The organism is Allobosea sp. P2_B12 (assembly GCF_056404835.1).
Map to the genome: position 1 here is coordinate 83,357 of NZ_JBFUDG010000015.1, position 17,463 is coordinate 100,819.

19 protein-coding genes are annotated in these 17,463 nt (G+C 66.4%); 10 read left to right on the forward strand and 9 right to left on the reverse strand.

Translation table 11 applies throughout. The features are described from left to right. Positions 1–8: 8 nt before the first annotated feature. Positions 9–752, reverse strand: coding sequence for a TerC family protein (locus tag AC1DYU_RS24290; RefSeq protein ID WP_476793867.1), 744 nt, complete (start codon positions 750–752; stop codon positions 9–11). Between the two features lie 179 nt (positions 753–931). Next, positions 932–1,429 (reverse strand): protein-export chaperone SecB, encoded by a 498-nt coding sequence (gene secB, locus AC1DYU_RS24295; protein ID WP_158484558.1) that lies wholly within the window; start codon positions 1,427–1,429, stop codon positions 932–934. Between the two features lie 246 nt (positions 1,430–1,675). On the opposite strand from secB, the gene AC1DYU_RS24300 reads away from it, so the two are divergent. The 5 genes from AC1DYU_RS24300 to AC1DYU_RS24320 all read left to right on the forward strand — a co-directional run bounded on the left by AC1DYU_RS24300 (position 1,676) and on the right by AC1DYU_RS24320 (position 5,630). Further along, the gene (locus tag AC1DYU_RS24300; RefSeq protein ID WP_476793868.1) at positions 1,676–2,410 is read left to right on the forward strand and encodes a Tim44/TimA family putative adaptor protein; all 735 of its coding nucleotides are present in this window, start codon (positions 1,676–1,678) and stop codon (positions 2,408–2,410) included. After that, on the forward strand, positions 2,407–3,585 hold the full coding sequence (gene mltA, locus AC1DYU_RS24305) for a murein transglycosylase A (RefSeq protein WP_476793869.1): 1,179 nt from the start codon (positions 2,407–2,409) through the stop codon (positions 3,583–3,585). The genes AC1DYU_RS24300 and mltA overlap by 4 nt, the downstream gene beginning before the upstream one ends. Positions 3,586–3,587: 2 nt before the next feature. Next, positions 3,588–4,148 carry a Smr/MutS family protein gene (locus tag AC1DYU_RS24310; RefSeq protein WP_158484555.1) on the forward strand — a complete coding sequence of 187 codons (561 nt, stop codon included), beginning with the start codon at positions 3,588–3,590 and terminating at the stop codon, positions 4,146–4,148. Continuing rightward, positions 4,145–4,531 (forward strand): helix-turn-helix domain-containing protein, encoded by a 387-nt coding sequence (locus AC1DYU_RS24315; RefSeq protein ID WP_158484554.1) that lies wholly within the window; start codon positions 4,145–4,147, stop codon positions 4,529–4,531. Before AC1DYU_RS24310 ends, AC1DYU_RS24315 begins: the two co-directional genes overlap by 4 nt. A 100-nt stretch (positions 4,532–4,631) precedes the next feature. Next, complete coding sequence (locus AC1DYU_RS24320; RefSeq protein WP_158484553.1) at positions 4,632–5,630, forward strand: adenosine kinase; 999 nt, start codon at positions 4,632–4,634, stop codon at positions 5,628–5,630. Positions 5,631–5,816: 186 nt separating this feature from the next. Here the strand turns inward: AC1DYU_RS24320 and AC1DYU_RS24325 are convergent, their stop codons facing one another. From AC1DYU_RS24325 to rpsO, 3 genes are all read right to left on the reverse strand, one after another. Further along, positions 5,817–6,452, reverse strand: a complete 636-nt coding sequence (locus AC1DYU_RS24325) for a pyridoxamine 5'-phosphate oxidase family protein (RefSeq protein ID WP_476793870.1) — start codon at positions 6,450–6,452, stop codon at positions 5,817–5,819. A 247-nt stretch (positions 6,453–6,699) separates the two neighbouring features. Continuing rightward, a complete protein-coding gene (pnp, locus tag AC1DYU_RS24330) occupies positions 6,700–8,868 on the reverse strand; it encodes a polyribonucleotide nucleotidyltransferase (RefSeq protein WP_476793871.1) in 2,169 nt (722 codons plus the stop codon). Positions 8,869–9,131: 263 nt separating this feature from the next. Next, positions 9,132–9,401: a 30S ribosomal protein S15 gene (rpsO, locus tag AC1DYU_RS24335; RefSeq protein ID WP_476793872.1), complete on the reverse strand. Its 270-nt coding sequence runs from the start codon at positions 9,399–9,401 to the stop codon at positions 9,132–9,134. A 224-nt stretch (positions 9,402–9,625) separates the two neighbouring features. Here rpsO and AC1DYU_RS24340 point away from each other — a divergent pair, with 224 nt between their 5' ends. The 3 genes from AC1DYU_RS24340 to ligD are packed head-to-tail and all read left to right on the forward strand — an operon-like array spanning position 9,626 to position 13,361. Further along, the gene (locus tag AC1DYU_RS24340; protein WP_476793873.1) at positions 9,626–9,853 is read left to right on the forward strand and encodes a hypothetical protein; all 228 of its coding nucleotides are present in this window, start codon (positions 9,626–9,628) and stop codon (positions 9,851–9,853) included. Then, positions 9,853–10,743 (forward strand): non-homologous end joining protein Ku, encoded by an 891-nt coding sequence (ku, locus tag AC1DYU_RS24345; protein WP_476793874.1) that lies wholly within the window; start codon positions 9,853–9,855, stop codon positions 10,741–10,743. Before AC1DYU_RS24340 ends, ku begins: the two co-directional genes overlap by 1 nt. A gap of 11 nt (positions 10,744–10,754) precedes the next feature. Beyond that, positions 10,755–13,361: a DNA ligase D gene (gene ligD, locus AC1DYU_RS24350; protein WP_476793875.1), complete on the forward strand. Its 2,607-nt coding sequence runs from the start codon at positions 10,755–10,757 to the stop codon at positions 13,359–13,361. Between the two features lie 9 nt (positions 13,362–13,370). Here ligD and AC1DYU_RS24355 read toward each other — a convergent pair whose 3' ends face one another. Next, positions 13,371–13,745, reverse strand: coding sequence for a winged helix-turn-helix transcriptional regulator (locus AC1DYU_RS24355; RefSeq protein ID WP_476793876.1), 375 nt, complete (start codon positions 13,743–13,745; stop codon positions 13,371–13,373). Positions 13,746–13,868: 123 nt separating this feature from the next. On the opposite strand from AC1DYU_RS24355, the gene AC1DYU_RS24360 reads away from it, so the two are divergent. Continuing rightward, a complete protein-coding gene (locus AC1DYU_RS24360; RefSeq protein ID WP_476793877.1) occupies positions 13,869–14,480 on the forward strand; it encodes an NAD(P)-dependent oxidoreductase in 612 nt (203 codons plus the stop codon). On the opposite strand, the gene AC1DYU_RS24365 is transcribed toward AC1DYU_RS24360, so the two are convergent. Together AC1DYU_RS24365 and AC1DYU_RS24370 are read right to left on the reverse strand one after the other, a co-directional pair. Further along, positions 14,464–14,838 carry an Atu4866 domain-containing protein gene (locus AC1DYU_RS24365; RefSeq protein ID WP_476793878.1) on the reverse strand — a complete coding sequence of 125 codons (375 nt, stop codon included), beginning with the start codon at positions 14,836–14,838 and terminating at the stop codon, positions 14,464–14,466. The two genes, AC1DYU_RS24360 and AC1DYU_RS24365, sit on opposite strands and share 17 nt — an antisense overlap. 103 nt (positions 14,839–14,941) lie before the next feature. Then, a complete protein-coding gene (locus AC1DYU_RS24370; protein WP_476793879.1) occupies positions 14,942–15,676 on the reverse strand; it encodes an SDR family oxidoreductase in 735 nt (244 codons plus the stop codon). Positions 15,677–15,893: 217 nt separating this feature from the next. On the opposite strand from AC1DYU_RS24370, the gene AC1DYU_RS24375 reads away from it, so the two are divergent. Then, the gene (locus AC1DYU_RS24375; protein WP_476793880.1) at positions 15,894–16,799 is read left to right on the forward strand and encodes an AraC family transcriptional regulator; all 906 of its coding nucleotides are present in this window, start codon (positions 15,894–15,896) and stop codon (positions 16,797–16,799) included. Positions 16,800–16,853: 54 nt separating this feature from the next. On the opposite strand, the gene AC1DYU_RS24380 is transcribed toward AC1DYU_RS24375, so the two are convergent. Beyond that, positions 16,854–17,463 (reverse strand): methyl-accepting chemotaxis protein (locus tag AC1DYU_RS24380; protein WP_476793881.1); only part of this gene is annotated, 610 nt, incomplete at its 5' end.

Consider the following 17,463-nt stretch of genomic DNA (forward strand, 5'->3'; position numbering starts at 1 on the left):
TCTGAGCCTCAGCCGCCCTTCTTCCGGGAGGCGCGCCGCGACAGCATGTTGAGCCCCTCGATCGCGGCCGAGAACGCCATCGCGGCGTAGATGTAGCCCTTGGGCACATGCGCGCCGAAGCCTTCGCCGATCAGCGTGCCGCCGATCATCAGGAGGAAGCCCAGAGCCAGCATCACGATGGTCGGGTTCTTCTCGATGAACAGCGCCAGCGGGTCGGCCGCGAGCAGCATCACCAGAACCGCGAAGACGACGGCGATGACCATGACCGGGATGTGGTCGGTCATGCCGACGGCGGTGATGATCGAATCGATCGAGAACACCAGATCGAGCAGGAGGATCTGGGCGATGACGCCGCCGAAGGTCACGGCCGCGACCTTACCGCCGTCATAGACGTCCGGCCCATGATCGGCATCGACCTTGTGGTGGATTTCGCTCGTAGCCTTCCAGACCAGGAAGAGGCCGCCGGCGATCAGGATCAGGTCGCGCCAGGAGAAGGCCTTGCCGAAGACCGAGAAGATCGGCGCGGTGAGTTGGACGATGATCGCGACAGTGCCGAGCAAGGCGAGCCGCAGGATCAGCGCCAGCCCGATGCCGATCTTGCGACCGCGTGAGCGTTGATGCTCGGGCAGCTTGTTGGTCAGGATCGAGATGAAAATCAGGTTGTCGATGCCGAGCACGACCTCCATGGCGATCAGTGCGCCGAGAGCAGCCCAGACTGTGGGGTCGGCGGCGAGCGTCATCAGGTGGTCCATCGGTCCTCCGGCATCATGAAAATGGCGGGCGGCCCTGGGGCCGTCCGCCTGTTGATGGAGTCCGAGATGGAGAGCCTGCCTGCCGGCCACAAGGGCGAGGGCAGGGGAACGGGGGTATAGCGGGCATGAAAAAGGGCCCCTCAGGGCCCTTTTGGATCGGTCGGATTGTCGCAGTCGGCTCAGGCGAGCGGCGCGCCCTGCTGGTTCTGGAATTCCTGCATGCGCTGCTGGAACAGCGCCGCGAAGTCGATCGGCGGGACATAAAACGGCGGGAAGCCACCATTCTGCACCGCCTCAGCGATGATCTGCCGTGCGAAGGGGAAGAGCAGCCGGGCGCAGTCGATCACCAGGACCGGATGGATATGCTCCTCCGGCACGTTGAGCAGGCGGAACACGCCGCCATAGCTCAGGTCGAAGGCAAACAGCGTCTCATTGTCGAGCTCGGCCTTGCCCTCCAGGCGCAGCACGGTCTCGTAGTCGTTGTCGCCGAGCCCGTTGCTCGAGACGTTGACCTGCAGCGACATCTGCGGACCCTGCTGCGCTTGCTGCTGGCCGAGCCCGCGCGGCGCCTTCGGGTTCTCGAAGGAGAAGTCCTTGGTGTACTGGATCAGGGCGCTCATGCTCGGCGCAGTGTCGCCGGTGCCGGCACCGTTGCCGTTGGGGAGTTCGTTGGCCATCGGTCCCATCGCTTCTGGCAGGCTGTCTCGGGAAGTCCGGCACCTGATCTTGGTACGCGGGACTGCGCTCCGCTCTCCGGCTGGACGCGGGCGTCGGCTATCACGGACCAAAGCGCGACACAAGAAGCCGCCTTCACAAGCAGGGGGGTGGATGTTACGAGCCTACCTCACCATATGACGCAAAGCAGCGCTCCGCAGGGGTCGCTGATCTCTGCAACTGCGACTGGAGCCTCGGGTCAGCTTTCGATGCAAAATTCCTTCGACATGACGACTCTGGTCTTCCTGGCTCTGGCCGTTTTCGTCGCCTGGAAGCTGCGCTCCGTGCTCGGCCAGAAGACCGGCAACGAGCAACCGCCTGCCGATCCGTTCTCGCGCCGCGAGGCGCCGCCGCTACGGCCCGACCAGGCGTCCCCTGCCGACGCCAAGCGTGACAATGTCATCCGCCTGCCCGGTGCCGCCGCCAATGATCCCGCAGCGGCCCCTGTGCCCTCCGCCGATCGCTGGAGCGACATCGCTCCGCCGGATTCCCCGATCATCGCCGGCATCGACGCGGTCGTGCGGCAGGAGCCGTCCTTCGATCCGCGCGAATTCCTTGGCGGCGCCAAGTCGGCCTATGAGACCATCGTCACCGCCTTCGCGCGCGGCGATCGCAAGATGCTGAAGGGCCTCCTCGCCAAGGAGGTCTATGACGGCTTCGAACAGGCGATCACCGATCGCGAGAAGCGTGGCGAAAAGGCTGAGTCCAACTTCGTCTCGATCGACAAGGCCGAAATCACTGGCGTCGATGTGAAGGGCAAGACGGCTCAGGTCACCATCGCCTTCGTTTCGCAGCTCATCAGCGTCACCCGCGATGCGGCAGGTGCCGTGGTCGATGGCAGCGCCGAGGCCGTCTCGACGGTCAATGACATCTGGACCTTCTCGCGTCAGCTCGGCAGCCGCGATCCCAACTGGCTGCTGGTCGCCACCGAATCCGCCGCGTGATCCGTGGCGCCGGTGTCGCACTGGCGCTGCTCGCAGCCTGCTGGACGCCGTTGAGCGTCATGGCCGCATCTCCCCCGCCCCTGCCGCCCGGCGCCAGCGCCGAGCCCCTCACAGCCGCGCAGATCGCGGGCTGGTCGGGCGACGACCACGCCGCCGCCTTTGCGATCTTCGCCCGCGGCTGCCAGGCCGAGCCGCCGCTCAGGGCCTCGGTGCCTGTGCCTGCCGCGCTAGCATCCGTCTGCGAGAAGGCGCGCCGGCTGGCTGGGACCGGCCCCGTCGCCAGCGAAGCGGCAAGAACCTTCTTCGAACGGAACTTCTCCTTCTGGCGCATCCGTCCGACCGGCTCCGCGACCGGTTTCATGACCGGCTATTTCGAGCCTGAATTCCAGGGATCGCTGACCCGCTCGGACACCTATCCGACGCCGCTCTATGGCCGCCCGCCCGAACTCGTGACGCGGATGCCCGACGACGCCTGGCCCGGTCTCGACACGGCGTTGTCTGCGGCGCGCCGAACCGCCAAGGGCCTGGAGCCCTTCCCGGATCGCACCGCGATCGAGACCGGCGCACTCGATGGCCGCAATCTCGAGATTCTCTGGATGCGCGATCCCGTCGATCGTTTCGTGCTGCAGGTTCAGGGCTCCGGCCGCATCCGCCTGCCCGACGGCTCCGTCACCCGCCTCGTCTATTCCGGCCGCAGCGGCCACGCCTATACCTCGCTCGGTCGAGCCCTGAGCGAGCGCGAGAATATTCCCCCTGCCGAGATGACCATGGACCGGCTGATCGCGCGGCTGAAGGCCGATGCCGGCTTCGCCCGCGACCTGATCCGGCTGAACCGCTCCTTCGTCTTCTTCGCCCGCCGCGATGACCTGCCGGCGGAATCCGGGCCGATCGGCGGGGCTGGCCTGCCGCTGACGCCACTGCGTAGCATCGCGATCGATCGCACCGTCTGGCCCTATGGGCTGCCAGTCTGGATCGATGCGACCCTGCCCGATGGCGTCGGTGGCACGGAGCGTCTGGCGCGTTTGACCATCGCGCAGGATACCGGCTCGGCGATCCTGGGCCCGGCCCGGCTCGATCTCTTCGTCGGTTCGGGCGCCAGCGCGGGCCACCGCGCCGGGCTGATCCGGCACGCGGTTGATTTCACCGTGCTCTGGCCGACCGATCCCGGGCGATAAAGATGCGCTCGCGGCGGGGACGGACATTGTCGGAGGCCGATCTCGCGCTCTGGCGCCAGGTCGCGCGCTCAGTCAAGCCGCTGCCGGGTCGCGCGCCGATCGAGCCAGAGCCGGTCGTCGTCCCGCCCGCGCCCGTCGTCGAGGCTAAGCCGACCACCCCCGCCAGCTTCAAGCCCTCGAAACCGACCGTTCCTGCCCCGCCGCCTCTGGCGCCGCTCGAAGACCGCTTGCGCACCCAGCTTCGCCGCGGCCAGCAGAGCGTCGATGCGGTCATCGACCTGCATGGCATGCGCCAGGACGAGGCCCATCTGGCGCTGCGCGCCTTCCTGCGCCGCGAGCAGGGGCGGGGCACGCGGCTCGCCCTCGTGGTCACCGGCAAGGGCGCGGCCGGCACTTCCCTGTTCGGCGATGAGCGCGGCGTGCTGCGTCGTGTGGTGCCGCATTGGCTGCGGCTGCCAGATCTGCGTCCCTTCGTCGTCGGCTTCGAGGAGGCGCAGGCCCGCCATGGCGGCTCTGGCGCGCTTTATGTCAGGCTGCGCCGCGCCCGCGAGGCCGTGCCGTGACGCCCTTCGGACAGCGCGTGCGCGACCACAGGGCGCAGCGCGGCATCACGCTGGCGCAGATGGCTGGCGTGCTCGGCGTGACGCCGGCTTATCTCTCTGCCTTGGAGCACGGCAAGCGCGGCCGCCCGACCTTCACCCTGATCCAGGGCGTGATCCATGTGCTCGGCGTCATCTGGGACGAGGCCGACGAGCTGGTGCGGCTGGCCGATCTCTCGCATCCCCGCGTGACCGTCGATACCGCCGGACTCGAACCGGAAGCGACCTTGCTGGCGAACCGTCTCGCCCGCGAGATCGGTGAGCTGGAGGCCGATGAGCTAAAGCGTCTCGCGGAGGTGCTGGACGAGGCGGCGGCACGGCGGGCACGGTCGGAAGGGGCGGGTTGAGGCCTGTTCGCTTGACCCCCGCCCGCTTGGATGCGACACGCCCCGCCATCCCTTTGAATTCCTTTCCGTCAACCCTCATCCGCACAGCATTGGGCTCTCCATGACCAGCACGCGCACCGACGTCCTTGCCCTCGGCAACGCCATCGTCGACGTCATCGCCTCCGCCGAGGAGGATTTCCTGGCACAGCACGGCCTGACCAAGGGTGCGATGGCCCTGATCGACGAGGCTCGGGCGGAGTCGCTCTATGCCGCGATGGGTCCGGGCAAGGTCATCTCGGGTGGTTCGGCCGCCAACACCATCGCCGGTCTCGCCTCCTTCGGCGGCAAGGGCGCCTTCATCGGCAAGGTCAAGGCCGACGAGCTCGGCAAGCTCTACCGGCATGACCTGACCTCGCTCGGCGTCGCCTTCGACACCGCTTTCGCAACCGAAGGCCCCGCGACCGCGCGCTCCTTCATCATCGTCACGCCCGATGGCGAGCGCACGATGAACACCTATCTCGGCGCCTGCCAGGGCCTGACCGTCGCCGATGTCGACGCCAAGGCGATCGAGAACGCCGACATCATCTATCTCGAAGGCTATCTCTGGGATCCGCCGGCGGCCAAGGACGCCTTCCGCAAGGCCTCCGAGATCGCGCACAAGGCCGGCGGCAAGGTCGCGATCACCCTGTCGGATTCCTTCTGCGTCGACCGCTACCGCGATGAGTTCGTTGGCCTGATCCGCAACCGCATGGTTGATATCGTCTTCGCCAATGAGCATGAGCTGAAGAGCCTCTACCAAGCCGCCGCCTTCGAGGACGCGCTGGCCGCCCTGCGGCAGGAGGGCATCCTGGCCGTGGTCACCCGCTCCGAGAAGGGCGCGCTCGCCGTGACGCCCGACGGCATCGTCGAGGAGCCGGTGTTCCCGATCGAGCGCCTGGTCGATGCGACCGGCGCCGGCGACCTCTTCGCGGCGGGCTTCCTCTTCGGCCTGACCTCGGGGCGCGAGACCCGCGATTCCCTTCGCCTTGGCGCGCTCGCCGCAGCCGAAATAATCAGCCATGTCGGCGCAAGGCCGGATGTGAACCTGAAGGTGCTGGCCGGGAACGAAGGGCTGCTTTGAAAATCTATCCGCGCCGCGAGTCCGGCGCGGGGAACCCTCTCCCGTAGGGAGAGGGCAGGGTGAGGGGTCGGCCGTCGGACGTTTGGCCGTAACCTGACCGCTGCGAATGTTCGTCTTACTGGTCGAGGGGCCGACACCTCACCCCTACCCCTCTCCTTACAGGAGAGGGGTTCTTCCAGCGCCTCCTCAATACAGCGTCGCCTTGACCCGCTCCGGCAGCGCCTTGTCATAAGCCTCCCCGTCGAAGGTCTCGACGGCGGCATCGCGCGCCGTGATGTCGCGCAGGATCTGCCCGGCGCTCGGCACGCTGCCTCTCGCGACATGCTTGGCGGGGTTCCAGAGGTCGGCCCGGACCACGGCGCGCGAGCACTGGAAGTAGATGCTCTCCACCGTGACCACGATGACGCAGGCCGGGAGCTTTCCAGCCATCTCGAAGCGCCCGCACAACTCAGGGTCGTCGGAAAGCGTCGCGACTCCGTTGACGCGCAAGGTCTCGCCGTAACCGGGTATCATGAAGAGCATTCCGATTCTCGTATCGAACAGGATATTCTTCAACGAATCCAGACGGTTATTGCCTCTTCGGTCGGGAATCAGGAGCGTTTTCGCGTCCCGGACCGTAACAAACCCCGGCTGATCCCCGCGCGGCGAACAATCCAGGCCCTCCGGACCATTGGTCGCGAGCACGAAAAACGGCGAGGCGGCGATCAGCGCGGCGTAATTCGCATCGACATGGTCGATCTCCTTGGCGACCGAAGCCGGCGCGATCGGGTTGGGATAGAGCGCTGCGAGGTCGTCGAGTGAGATGATTCGATGGTGTGTCATGACCGGTATCCTAGAACCGGCATATGTCTAGACTATTACAATCACCGTCGCCAGCCGTCATTCTCGGGCGATGCGTCAGCAGCGAACCGAGAATCTCGGAATCGAGAAGCGCCGGAAATCGAATCCGGCAAGAGATGCTCGGGTCAAGCCCGAGCATGACGTGGGAGTCAAAACGAAAAACGCCCCGCATCCTGCGATGCGGGGCGTTCATTGTTTCACGTGAAGCCAAAGCCTCACATGCGGGCGATCACTCGGCCGACTGCTTCTCGCGGCTCTTCTCGGAATCGCGCTGGGCCTTCAGCTTCTCGGTCAGGTCCTCGCCGGTCTCCTGGTCGACGACCTTCATCGAGAGGCGGATCTTGCCGCGGTCGTCCTGGCCGAGGAACTTGACCTTGACCTTGTCGCCTTCCTTGACGACGTCCGAGACCTTCTGGACGCGCTGGGCGGCCAGTTCGGAGATGTGGACGAGACCGTCCTTGGCGCCGAAGAAGTTCACGAAGGCGCCGAACTCCATGATCTTCACGATCGTGCCGTCATAGATCATGCCCGGCTCGGCTTCCGAGACGATCGACTTGATCCACTTGATCGCGGCTTCGATCGACTTGCCGTCGGCCGAAGCGATCTTGATGGTGCCGTCATCCTCGATGTTGACCTTCGCGCCGGTCTTCTCGACGATTTCGCGGATGACCTTGCCGCCGGAGCCGATGACTTCGCGGATCTTGTCGACCGGGATCTTCATCGTCTCGATGCGCGGGGCATACTCGCCAAGCTGGCCGCGCGAGGTCGACAGCGCCTTGTTCATCTCGTCGAGGATGTGGTCGCGACCGCCCTTGGCCTGGTCGAGGGCGACCTTCATGATCTCCTCGGTGATGCCGGCGATCTTGATGTCCATCTGCAGCGAGGTGATGCCCTCGGCCGTTCCGGCGACCTTGAAGTCCATGTCGCCGAGATGGTCCTCGTCACCCAGGATGTCGGAGAGCACCGCGAAGCGCTCGCCTTCCAGGATCAGGCCCATGGCGATGCCCGCAACCGGCGCCTTCAGCGGCACGCCGGCATCCATCAGGGCAAGCGAGGTGCCGCAGACGGTGGCCATCGAGGAGGAGCCGTTCGACTCGGTGATCTCCGAGACGACGCGGATGGTGTAGGGGAACTCGGACTTCGCCGGCAGCATCGGCCGGATCGCGCGCCAGGCGAGCTTGCCATGGCCGATTTCGCGGCGGCCGGGCGAACCCATGCGGCCAGCTTCACCCACCGAATAGGGGGGGAAGTTGTAGTGCAGCAGGAAGGTCTCCTTGTAGGTGCCTTCCAGCGAATCGATGTACTGCTCGTCGTCGCCGGTGCCGAGCGTGGTTACGACCAGCGCCTGCGTCTCGCCGCGGGTGAACAGGGCCGAACCATGGGTGCGCGGCAGGATGCCGGCCTCGGCGACGATCTTGCGGACCGTCTTGAGGTCGCGGCCGTCGATGCGGACGCTGTCGTCCAGGATCATCCAGCGGACGACCTTGGCCTGGGCTTCCTTGAACTGGCCGCCGACCTGCTCCTTGGTGAAGGTGGTCTTGCCGTCCGGCGTCTCCGAGATCAGCGAGGCGACCTTGGCCTTGGCGGCGTCGAGAGCCTTGTAGCGCTCGGCCTTGGTGCGGATCTGGTAGGCGGCGCGGATGTCCTTGTCGGCCAGCTTGAGCACGGCGTCGAGAACGACGGAGTTGTCGGCCGGGGTGTAGTCGCGCGGCTCCTTGGCGGCCTTCTCGGCCAGGCGGATGATCGCATCGATGACCGGCTGGAAGTGCTTGTGGCCGAACATCACGGCGCCGAGCATGATCTCCTCGGAGAGCTGCTTGGCTTCCGACTCGACCATCAGGACGGCGTCGGGCGTGCCGGCGACGACGAGGTCGAGCTGCGATTCCTTGATCTCGTCGACCAGCGGATTGAGCTTGTAGGCACCGTCGAAATAGCCGACGCGAGCCGCGCCGACCGGGCCGGTGAAGGGCACGCCCGACAGGGTGAGCGCAGCGGAGGCGGCGACCATCGCGACGATGTCGGGGTCGTTCTCGAGGTCATGCTGCAGCACGGTGCAGACGACCTGCGTCTCGTTGCGGTAGCCCTCGACGAAGAGCGGGCGGATCGGCCGGTCGATCAGGCGCGAGACCAGCGTCTCCTTCTCGGTCGGGCGGCCTTCGCGCTTGAAATAGCCACCGGGAATGCGGCCGGCGGCGAAGGTCTTTTCCTGGTAGTTCACGGTCAGCGGGAAGAAGTCGATCCCGGCCTTGGGCGACTTCGCCGAAACGACGGTCGCGAGCACGACGGTCTCGCCATAGGTGGCGAGGACGGCGGCGTCGGCCTGGCGGGCGATCTTGCCGGTTTCGAGCACGAGCTTGCGCCCGCCCCACATCAGTTCTTCGGTCTGTACATCGAACATGGATTGCGTCTTTCGGATCGGATGCGACCCGCCTTCGCGCCTCAAGCCCATGGGCAAGACGGCGAAACGCTCGGTTCAGGACGAAAAATCGCGCCCGAGCGCTTGGCGATCCTGCCATGGGCGAAAGACGCCCGGCGGGTCATGCGGCAGGCCGCCCCATGCGGCTGCCGCGTTGTAGCGGGGTTTTGAGCCGCACCATTGCGGCGACCCCTTAGAAAAGCGCCCGGAGCGATGTCGCACCGGGCGTCGGAGTCAGGCGTCGATCAGCGGCGGATGCCGAGCTTCTCGATCAGGGTCTTGTAGCGCGGCTCGCTCTTGCTCTTCAGGTAGTCGAGCAGCGAACGGCGCTGCGAGACCATCTTGAGCAGGCCGCGACGGGAATGGTTGTCCTTGACATGCGACTTGAAGTGGCCGGTCAGGTTGTTGATGCGCTCGGTGAGGATCGCGACCTGGACTTCCGGCGAGCCGGTGTCGTTCAGCTTGATGGCATGCTCTTTCATGAGCGCGGTCTTGCGCTCGGCAGTGATCGACATCGTGTGATCCTTCGGTTGGGTGTTGATCTGGCGGGCCTGAGCCGGGATGTCGTCCAGCAGGGTCCGAAGCCCGCGAGCGCCTCATCGGGGAGGGGTCGCGCAGCCGGCTTTTGAGGCCGGATGGCGGCGGTATACACGAAATCGCGGGAAACGCCAGCGCTCCGGGCGGAACCAGTCACGAGGCCGTCCGTTGGGCTGGTATCACGAACCGCGGGTGTAGCGTCATGCGTATGTCGGACAAGGATCGCCTCATCATCGCGCTCAGCGCGCAGTTGCGGGCGGAGCGGGAGACGCGCGAGGCACTCGCCAGCGTGATCGGCAACGGCCAGCTCGACCGCGACGTGCTGCTCGCCATCCTGGAAGACCCGATCCCGTCGCCGTCGCGCGAGGATCTGGTCCGCGCCGATGCGCTGGCGGCCATTCCGCGCCTCGCTGAGGCGAGGGCCGCCTGATGGCGCCGCGTCCCGCCTGGAAGGGCTATCTCAAGCTCTCGCTGGTCTCTTGCGCCGTCGAACTGACGGGAACGACCGACCACAGCGAGAAGGTTTCCTTCCGCGTCATCAACCGCAAGACCGGTAACACCGTCCGGCGCCAGTACATCGACAGCGTCTCCGGCAAGCCGGTCGGCGATGACGACGAGGTCAAGGGCTACGAGATCGGTGACGACGAGTACCTGCTCGTCGAGGAGGACGAGATCGACGCCGTCCAGATCGAATCCTCGCACACGCTGTCGATCGAGCAGTTCGTCAATCGCGCCGACATCCCGCAGATCTATTTCGACACGCCCTATTATGTGACGCCCGCCGACGATGTCTCGGAGGAGGCCTTCGCGGTGATCCGCGAGGCGATGGCGCGCCAGAAGAAGGCCGGCATCGCCCGCATCGTACTCTATCGCCGCGAACGCCCGGTCATGATCGAGCCCTTCGACAAGGGGCTGCTGCTGACGACGCTGCGCTACGACAAGACGGTCCGCAAACCCGACGAAATCTTCCGCGGCATGGCCAAGACCAAGATCGACCCGGAACTGATCGATCTCGCGACCCATATTATCGACAAGAAGCAGGCGAGCTTCGACCCGTCGGGCTTCGAGGATCGCTATGAGGAGGCCTTGCTGGCGCTGATCCAGGCCAAGCAGAAGGGCAAGAAGCCGCCCGTCGTTCAGGCGGCCGAACGCCCAGCCAATGTCGTCAACCTGTTCGATGCCCTGAAGAAGAGCCTCGCCGGGGACGACGATGCGGTCGCCGACAATCCGGCATCAGCAAAGAAGGCAGCGCCCGCGAAAGCCGGCGCCAAGAATCTGACGGGCAAGAAACCGGCCGCCAAGGCGCGTAAATCGGCCTGAGGAGCAAGGCGATGGCGACGCTGGACCTCTATCGCGCCAAGCGCGACTTCACCCTCACCAGGGAGCCCAAGGGCGCCGCGGCACGCAAAAAGGCCGCTGCGGCGCAGGGCGGCGGCGCCTTCGTCATTCACAAGCACGCCGCAAGGCGCCTGCATTACGATCTCAGGCTCGAGCATGACGGCGTGCTCTGGTCCTGGGCGGTGACACGAGGGCCAAGCCTCGACCCCGACGAGAAGCGCCTTGCCGTCCATGTCGAAGATCACCCGCTTGAATATGGCAGCTTCGAGGGCACGATTCCCGAAGGCCAGTATGGCGCGGGCTCGGTCATCGTCTGGGACGAGGGGCGCTGGGTGCCGGAAGGTGATCCCGCTTTCGGCATGGAGAAGGGCCACCTTTCCTTCATCCTGCAGGGCCACAAGCTCGACGGCCAATGGCACCTCGTCCGGCTCAAGCCGCGCCCGGGCGAGAAACGCGACAACTGGCTGTTGATCAAGGTCGACGACGCGGCCGCCCGCCAGGACGGCGACATCCTCCAAAGCGCGCCGAACTCGGTGAAGTCGGGCCTGAGCGTCGAGAATGTCGGCGCCGGCAAGGCGGCGAAACCGAAAATCTGGGCCAGGACCAAGCGGCCGGGCAGCGACGATGTCAGTTCGGCGGAGGCCAAGCCAAGGCCCCCAGCCAAGACCAAGACCAAAAGCGCGCGCAAGACGAAAAAGGCTGCCGACACGCTGCCGCGCTTTGTCGAACCCTGCCTCGCGACGCTTCAGGACAAGCCGCCGGCCGGCGAGACCTGGCTGCACGAGGTCAAGTTCGACGGCTACAGGCTGCAGGCCCGCATCGAGGACGGCAAGGCCGTGCTGCTCACCCGTTCGGGGCTGGACTGGACCGATCGCTTCGGCGCGACCCTGGCAAAGGCACTGGGCGATCTGCCTTGCGACACGGCGCTGATCGATGGCGAGGTCGTGGCGCTGGGCGAAAACGGGCTCTCGTCCTTCTCGGCCCTGCAGGAGGCGCTGTCGGAAGGACGCACCGGCCAGCTCGTCTTCTTCGCCTTCGACCTGTTGCATCTCGACGGCGAGGATCTTCAGGTCGACCCGCTGCTGGCGCGCAAGGAGCGGCTGGAGGCCCTGTTCCACAGGATCGAGGGCGAGACGCCGCTGCGTTACAGCGAGCATTTCGTCGAGCCGGGCCAGACCATGCTGCGCCATGCCTGCCGGATGGGGCTGGAGGGCGTCATCTCCAAGCGCGCCGACGCGCCCTATCGCAGCGGGCGCGGCCGCGACTGGATCAAGTCGAAATGCACCCAGCGCCAGGAATTCGTCATCGCCGGCTATGTGCCGTCGAAGAGCTCTAAACACGAGCTGGGCTCGATCGTCGCCGGCTACCATGAGGGCGGCGAACTCAAGCCCGCCGGCCGCGTCGGCACCGGCTTCAGCCGAAAATCCGCCGCTGCGCTGAAGGCGAAGCTCGATGCCATCACGGCCAAGGCCTCGCCCTTTGAGGGCGCGGCGGCGCGCGAGCGCGGCATCGTCTGGGTGAAGCCCGAACTGGTCGCCGAGGTCGAGTTCCGTGCCTGGACGGCCTCGCAAACGTTGCGCCATGCGAGCTATCTCGGCCTGCGCGAGGACAAGCCGGCCGACGATGTCGTCGCCGAGCGTCCGGCGCCTGTCGAGGAGGCAGATGCCAAGCCCGCGAAAGCCCCGGCAGGCAAATCGGTAAAGGCCAAACCGGCCAAGGCCAAGGCGAGCCCGAAGCCATCGGTCGCGCGCGAGACGACGCAGGTCAAGCTCAGCAGCCCCGACAAGCCGCTCTGGCCCGATATCGGCCTGACCAAGCAGGGCTTGCTCGACTACTACGCGACGGTCTGGCCGCTGATGCGGCCTCATGTCGTGGACCGCCCGCTCAGCCTCGTCCGGGCGCCCAACGGGATCGAAGGGCATTCCTTCTTCCAGAAGCATGCCATGCCCGGCATGCACGACGCCGTCCTGCGCAAGAAGGACAAGGATGGCGAGGAGCTGCTCTTCATCCGCGAGTTCGATGGGCTGGCAGCGCTGGTGCAGCTCGGAACCGTCGAAATCCATCTCTGGGGTGCCGCGATCGACACCGTCGAGACACCCGACCAGATCATCTTCGATCTCGATCCCGATCCCGGCGTCCCGCTGGAACGCGTCCGCGACGGCGCGCTGACGGTGCGCGACCGCCTGCAGGAGTTGGGCTTCAAGACGCTGCTCAAGACCTCCGGCGGCAAGGGCTACCATGTCGTGATGCCGCTGAAGCCCAAGGCGGATTGGGACCGCGTCAAGTGTTTCGCGCGGGATTTCGCCCAGGCCATCGCGCAAGCGGAGCCGTCGCTCTACACCGCGACGCTGTCGAAGAAGGCCCGCAAGGGCAAGATCTTCATCGACTATCTTCGCAACGGCCGGGGTTCGACCGCGATCGCGCCCTATTCGACGCGGGCCCGCCCCGGCGCATCCGTTGCCATGCCGATCGAATGGGATGACCTCGCGCAGACCGCGCCAGATGCCTTCAAGGCGAGCGAGATCCGCGACGACGGGCCGCCGCCAGAAATCTGGGCCGACTTCTTCGACGGCGCCAAGCCCTTGACCGGCAAGGGCTGACCCCGGGCCTCACGACAGGCGCACCTCCCCGCGGTCATAGCGCCGCTGCGCCTCCTGCACCGCACCGATATGGCTCTCGGCCCAGAGCGTCAGCGCCTGCACCGTTGCCGCCAGCGTGCGTCCGAGGTCGGTCAGCGAATACTCGACCGTCACCGGCACGGTGGCAAAAACCTCGCGCCTGACCAGCCCGTCGCGTTCGAGGCTCTTCAGCGTCTGCGACAGCATTTTCTGCGAAATGTTCTCGATGCGGCGGCGCAGTTCGTTGAAGCGCAGCGTCTCGCGGTCGAGCATGATCAGGATCAGCACGGCCCATTTGTCGCCGATACGGTCGAGGACCTGACGCGTCGGGCATTGCGCGCTGAAAGGATCGGGGCGTTGCAGCATGCGGTTTCCCCGGGGTGACCATGTCTCGCGAAAGTGCCTTCTTTACGGAAGGCACGGAGCGGGCCATGTGGGTTCCATTGGATCGTTGGTATCCGTTGGTTACCACAAGAAAGGACCTCTGTCATGAGCATTGCTTTGATCGGCGCCACCGGCTTCATCGGCTCGCGCATCCTCTCCGAGCTGGTCTCGCGCGGCCACACGGTCACGGCCATTGTGCGCAACCCCGAAAAGGTGTCGGCGCTGCCGGGCGTCACCGCCGTCAAGGGCGACATCCTCGACAAGGACGGCCTCGCTACGCTGCTTGCCGGCCATGATGTGGCGATCAGCTCGGTCCATTACCTCGCCAGCGATGCTGACGCCCTGCTCGGGGCGGTGAAGCAGTCCGGAGTGAAGCGCTATCTCGTCGTCGGCGGCGCCGGCAGCCTCGAGGTCGCGCCGGGCGTGAAGCTGGTCGATACGCCGGAATTCCCGGCGATCTATCTCGACGAGGCCCGGAAGGGCGGCGCCTATCTCGAGCTGCTCAAGCAGGAAAAGACGCTGGACTGGACCTTCCTGTCACCCTCGGCGATCATCGCGCCGGGCGAGCGCACGGGGACGTTCCGCCTCGGCCTCGACCAGCTTCTCGTCGATGGCAACGGCGAGAGCAAAATCTCGGCCGAGGATTATGCGATCGCGCTGGTGGACGAGCTTGAAAAGCCCGCCCACAGCCGTCGCCGCTTCACGGTCGGCTATTGAGCTCGGGCGTGAGCCGCGCGCGGCGGAACTGCTTCTCGCCGATGCTGAGCACGCCGCGGCGCATCTCGCCCTTGGCGACCTGCCCGCTGTCGCTCTCGAAATAGAGCTGCGAGCGATCGACCTCGTAGCGGCCATGATACCAGGCAGGCGTCGCCTGCTTGGCCTTGTTGTAGCGGCCGTCGGGCCGCAGCTCGATCACGATCGCGCCGTCCTCGGTCGCCCAGCGGCCGAGCGCGGCGCGGGCGAAGGCGTCGGCCTCGTCCACCATCGCGATCTCAAGCGAACGGGTCGGCCGGGCGGAGGGAACGAAGCCGGCGGCGAAATGGCTCAGCGACTGAAGCATGTTTGTCAAAGGCATGGTCGGGTCTCCAGGGTCTTCCAGGACATTGGGCTCTTCCCAAAATCCGATCTTCCAAACTTCAATGGTCAGAACCCGCAGTCGCGCTGCGCGAGCAACAGGTTCAATACGGGCTGGCCGTCGGCCGCACGATGATCTCGCTGACATCGACATCGCCGGGCTGCTCGATCGAGAAAGCGATGGCGCGAGCGATGGCCTCCGGCTCGATCGCGATCTGGCGGAACTCGGCCATGGCGGCCTGGGCGCCGGGGTCTGTGATGGTTGAGGCGAGCTCGGAGCGGGTGACGCCGGGCGAGATCACAGTGACACGTATGTCGTCATGCTCCTGGCGCAAGCCCTCGGAGATCGCCACCACCGCAAATTTCGTCGCGCAGTAGACCGCCGCGGTCGGATAGACCTGATGGCCGCCGATCGAGGAGATGTTGACGAACTGCCCGGAGCCCTGCCGCTTCATGATCGGCAGCCCGGCCCTGATGCCATGCAGGACGCCACGAATGTTGACGTCGATCATCCGGTCCCATTCGTCGATCTTGCCGGCGTCGAGCCGCGATAGCGGCATCAGCCCGGCATTGTTGACGACGACGTCGACCCGGCCGAATTCGACCTCGGCATAGCCGATGAAATCCTCGACATCGCTCGCATCGGTGACGTCGACGACGCGCTGGCGCACCGTGCCGCCGGCAGCCGCGATCTCGCCGGCCAGTTTCTCGAGCAGATCGCCCCGCCTTGCGCCGATCAGGACCTGTGCGCCCCGGGCGGCGAGCAGCCGTGCGGTCGCCTCGCCGATGCCGCTGCTCGCGCCGGTGATGGCGACGACCTTGCCTTCAAGTCCAGACATGATGCTCTCCTGTGGTGACCGATCCGTCCGGAAGGGGCGGCTGGTGTGGGGAGAGCAATGCCCCGCCGGGGCCGGCATGCGGTAGACCGATGCGACGCAAGGATTGCACGATCCTCCAGGGAAGGCGTTTTCCAATCGCGCAGGCGCGGCAAATCATTGTATGAAAGCCCAGCAAGGCGGCGTCGCCGAGACGCCCACGGAATGATGGAGGCGGCCCATGCAACAGATCGAGGAGCTGGCGGCGCTGGTCGGTCGGCTGGTCGCGGCCGATGGCGTGCACGAGACGGCGATCCCGCGCCTCGCCCTGATCCGCTCCTGCCAGCCGACCGAGCCGCTGCACGTGCTGCATGAGCCGGCACTCTGCATCATCGTCCAGGGCCGCAAGCAGGTGATGCTCGGCAACCAGGTCTACCGCTATGACCGCAGCCAGTATCTCGTCGTCTCGGTCGATCTGCCTGTCATCGGACAGGTCGTTGAGGCGACTGCCGAGCGGCCCTATCTCTGCGTCCGCCTCAATCTCGATCCCGTCCTGCTCGGTTCGATCATGCTGGAGACGGATGTGGACGAGCAGGCCAGCAATGGTGCGGGTCCTGGCCTGGCGCTCAATCCCGTCGCGCCGGAACTGCTCGACGCGGCATTGCGAATGGTACGGCTGCTGGAGACCCCGCGCGACATCGCGATGCTGGCGCCTCTGGCAGAGCGGGAAATCCTCTATCGGTTGATGACCGGGGAGCAGGCGGCGCGGCTGCGCCAGATCGCCACCGGCGAAAGCCGGCTGCAGCAGGTCAATCGCGCCATCGGCTGGATCAAGCGCAATTACGACAAGGCCTTCAGCGTCGAGACGCTGGCGCAGGAGGCGAGCATGAGCCCGTCCGCTCTGCATCAGCATTTCAAGGCGGTGACCGCGATGAGCCCGCTGCAATACCAGAAGCAGTTGCGCCTGCAGGAAGCGCGGCGATTGATCCTCGGCACGGCGCTCGATGCCGCCTCGGCAGGCTTCCGGGTCGGGTATGACAGCCCGTCGCAGTTCAGCCGGGAGTATCGGCGGCTCTTTGGCGCGCCGCCGCTGCGGGACGCCGCCCGCCTGCGCGGCGGTTCAGGCCTCGACATGATCGGGGCCTGAACCGCGTCGCGATCCAGGCCCCGTTTCAGGCTTTCCGAAGGAAGGCCGGTTCGCTCAGAACTCTTCCCAGCCGGAGTCGCTGGCGCGGCTGTTGGCGACCTTCTTGGCCGGGGCTCGTGCGGCCGGCGCGGCGGCTGCGGGCCGCGGCGCGGGTGCCTGAGCCTTGGTCTGCACGAAAGCGGCCTCGGCGAGCTTGCGCAGGCGCGCCGGCTCGGTCGGGGCTGGTGCGTGCGGCTGGTAGGTCGCCGCGGTCCCCGCCCCGTCCGGCCCAGTCCTGAAGGCCGCGACGAGGTCGTTGAGCTGTCCGATGCGGGAGGAGAGCGAGGCGGCCGACGCCGCGCTCTGTTCGGACAGCGCGGCGTTCTGCTGGGTCATCTCGTCGAGATGGGCCACCGCCTGGCTCATCTCGTCGATGCCGTTGGCCTGCTCKCCGGCGGCCGAGGAGATGTCGGCGATGGTGGCGGCGACCTTGCGGGAATGGCCGAGGATCTGGCTCAGCTGGTCGCCGGCCTGGCGCACCAGCTTGACGCCCTCGCCGACCTCCATGTTCGAGGACGAGATCAGGCCGGAGATGTCCTTGGCGGCGGCGCTTGAGCGCTGCGCCAGGGTGCGCACCTCCGAGGCCACGACGGCGAAGCCCTTGCCGGCATCGCCCGCCCGGGCC

Coding starts and splice junctions, on each gene's coding strand:
- AC1DYU_RS24290 (WP_476793867.1), bottom strand. CDS start 752: ATGGACCACCTGATGACGCTCGCCGCCGACCCCACAGTCTGGGCTGCT.
- secB (WP_158484558.1), bottom strand. CDS start 1,429: ATGGCCAACGAACTCCCCAACGGCAACGGTGCCGGCACCGGCGACACT.
- AC1DYU_RS24300 (WP_476793868.1), top strand. CDS start 1,676: ATGCAAAATTCCTTCGACATGACGACTCTGGTCTTCCTGGCTCTGGCC.
- AC1DYU_RS24310 (WP_158484555.1), top strand. CDS start 3,588: ATGCGCTCGCGGCGGGGACGGACATTGTCGGAGGCCGATCTCGCGCTC.
- AC1DYU_RS24320 (WP_158484553.1), top strand. CDS start 4,632: ATGACCAGCACGCGCACCGACGTCCTTGCCCTCGGCAACGCCATCGTC.
- AC1DYU_RS24325 (WP_476793870.1), bottom strand. CDS start 6,452: ATGACACACCATCGAATCATCTCACTCGACGACCTCGCAGCGCTCTAT.
- pnp (WP_476793871.1), bottom strand. CDS start 8,868: ATGTTCGATGTACAGACCGAAGAACTGATGTGGGGCGGGCGCAAGCTC.
- rpsO (WP_476793872.1), bottom strand. CDS start 9,401: ATGTCGATCACTGCCGAGCGCAAGACCGCGCTCATGAAAGAGCATGCC.
- AC1DYU_RS24340 (WP_476793873.1), top strand. CDS start 9,626: ATGCGTATGTCGGACAAGGATCGCCTCATCATCGCGCTCAGCGCGCAG.
- ku (WP_476793874.1), top strand. CDS start 9,853: ATGGCGCCGCGTCCCGCCTGGAAGGGCTATCTCAAGCTCTCGCTGGTC.
- ligD (WP_476793875.1), top strand. CDS start 10,755: ATGGCGACGCTGGACCTCTATCGCGCCAAGCGCGACTTCACCCTCACC.
- AC1DYU_RS24355 (WP_476793876.1), bottom strand. CDS start 13,745: ATGCTGCAACGCCCCGATCCTTTCAGCGCGCAATGCCCGACGCGTCAG.
- AC1DYU_RS24360 (WP_476793877.1), top strand. CDS start 13,869: ATGAGCATTGCTTTGATCGGCGCCACCGGCTTCATCGGCTCGCGCATC.
- AC1DYU_RS24365 (WP_476793878.1), bottom strand. CDS start 14,838: ATGCCTTTGACAAACATGCTTCAGTCGCTGAGCCATTTCGCCGCCGGC.
- AC1DYU_RS24370 (WP_476793879.1), bottom strand. CDS start 15,676: ATGTCTGGACTTGAAGGCAAGGTCGTCGCCATCACCGGCGCGAGCAGC.
- AC1DYU_RS24375 (WP_476793880.1), top strand. CDS start 15,894: ATGCAACAGATCGAGGAGCTGGCGGCGCTGGTCGGTCGGCTGGTCGCG.